The sequence below is a fragment of the Sphingobacterium sp. UBA7253 genome, assembly GCF_002472745.1.
In the GTDB taxonomy this organism is placed as follows: Bacteria; Bacteroidota; Bacteroidia; order Sphingobacteriales; family Sphingobacteriaceae; genus Sphingobacterium; species Sphingobacterium siyangense.
Genome location: NZ_DKSP01000057.1, coordinates 3211 through 5121 on the forward strand (window position 1 = coordinate 3211; position 1911 = coordinate 5121).

Sequence of the window (1911 nt, forward strand, 5' to 3'; positions counted from 1 at the left end):
CACAGCGTTTACCCGATTTAATACCTATAAACGACAATTGGCTGAAGCTGCAGAAAATAATTATAATTACATTTGTATATTAACATGATAATAAAATACAGCTCACCGTGGGAAGACTAAAAATAAAATACAGAAGAGAATTAAATACAACGGAGAACCTCGTCCGAAAAATTGGATTAATACTTATCACCATTATTCTGATCTGTATATTCCTTCCCAAACAACCTCGTTTTCGCTATGAATTCCAAAAGGGAAAAGTATGGAATCATGAGAATCTGATATCACCCTATAATTTTGCCATATTAAAAACGCAGGAGGAATTGAATGCGGACAAGAAAAGTATCTTAAACACGATTCAACCGATTTATAATGCCAATACGACAACAAGTAAAGAGCAAATTGATCAGTTCAACACGGATCTGGCCGAAAAGTGGCAAAGCAGCAAATTAGATACAACGCATGAAAATATAGTAGATTATAGAAATGCCGGTAATGCCATCTTAAGCCATCTCTATGGCAAAGGCATTCTGTCATTGAACAATCGGTTTCAGAACCGCAGCAACGACAAATCTCCAGCTTCCAAGCATTACAACTTTACACTGATCCAGGACAAAGTTGCCAGCCAAAAAAACACAGCCGACTGTTACACCATCGAAAGCTCTTATGGTTATATGGATGAGATTATGCCCAAATTGACCAAGATAAAGCAAAAGAGCTGGCTGGAGGAAACTTTAAAAAATTACATTACCATTAACTACATCTACAACGATCAACAAACAGAAGCTTTAGAACAAAATGCCATTGCAAACATATCTGCTACGCGCGGTGTGGTCCAAAAAGGAGAACTGATCGCTGAAAAAGAGAAAATAATTTCCAATGAAACCTACCAAAAACTTGAGTCATTACGCAAGGTATATGAAGATGAAGGCAAGATCAGTGGAAATCAAAACTATGTGACCTTAGGGCAATTTCTGATTATCTCGCTCGCCTTGTCTATCTTGATGGTATTCCTTTTTCTTTTCCGTAAGGACATCTATTTTAACAATAGGTTGCTGGTCATTATCATGATTGTGATCATTGGTATGCTCGCTGTCCTATCTTGGGCGATCAAAATCAAGATTCCTAATCTCTACTATATCCCATTTTGCGCCGTCCCCATTATTATTCGTATTCTATTTGATACACGTGTAGCACTCAATATCCATCTGCTGATGGTTCTGCTAGCAGGTCTTTTTGTACCGAATAGTTTTGAGTTTGTCTTTTTACAATTTATGGCGGGGATAGTTGCGATCTATAGTATTAAAACATTGGTCAAACGAGAGCAGCTGTTCATTTCCTCGGCTATTATCCTCGGTACCTATTGGATTGCTTACATTGGCTTGGTCGTTACGAGAAATGGATCTATAGACACCATTTACTGGTCCGACCTCCTTCCCTTTTTCGTAAGTGTCATGATTACCTTGTTGGCTTATCCAATGATCTATGCATTCGAAAAGTTATTTGGTATTGTATCTGATCTAACACTCATGGAGCTTACCAATAGTAACTCCAAGTTATTGCGGGAGCTCTCTTTTAAAGCTCCGGGAACATTTCAACACTCCTTACAGGTGGCTAATCTAGCGGAAGCCGCTATCTACAAAATTGGCGGGAATCCGCTGTTGGTCCGCGCCGGAGCCCTGTACCACGATATCGGGAAATTGACAAATCCCCAGTTTTTCATCGAGAATCAGAAGACAGAAAAAAATCCGCATGATGAGCTTTCACCGGAACAAAGTGCACAGATTATTATATCACATGTCATCAAAGGCGTCGATATCGCCAAAAAACATCAATTGCCTGACGTGATCCTTGATTTTATCCGCACACACCACGGAACAACGCGTGTTGACTATTTTTATAACGTTTTTGTCA

General features: G+C 39.1%; 1 protein-coding gene. It reads left to right on the forward strand.

The genetic code is table 11. From position 1 onward, the window contains the following. Positions 1 to 107: 107 nt before the first annotated feature. On the forward strand, positions 108 to 1911 hold a 1804-nt coding region (locus B2X72_RS05245; protein ID WP_286848473.1), incomplete at its 3' end, for an HD family phosphohydrolase.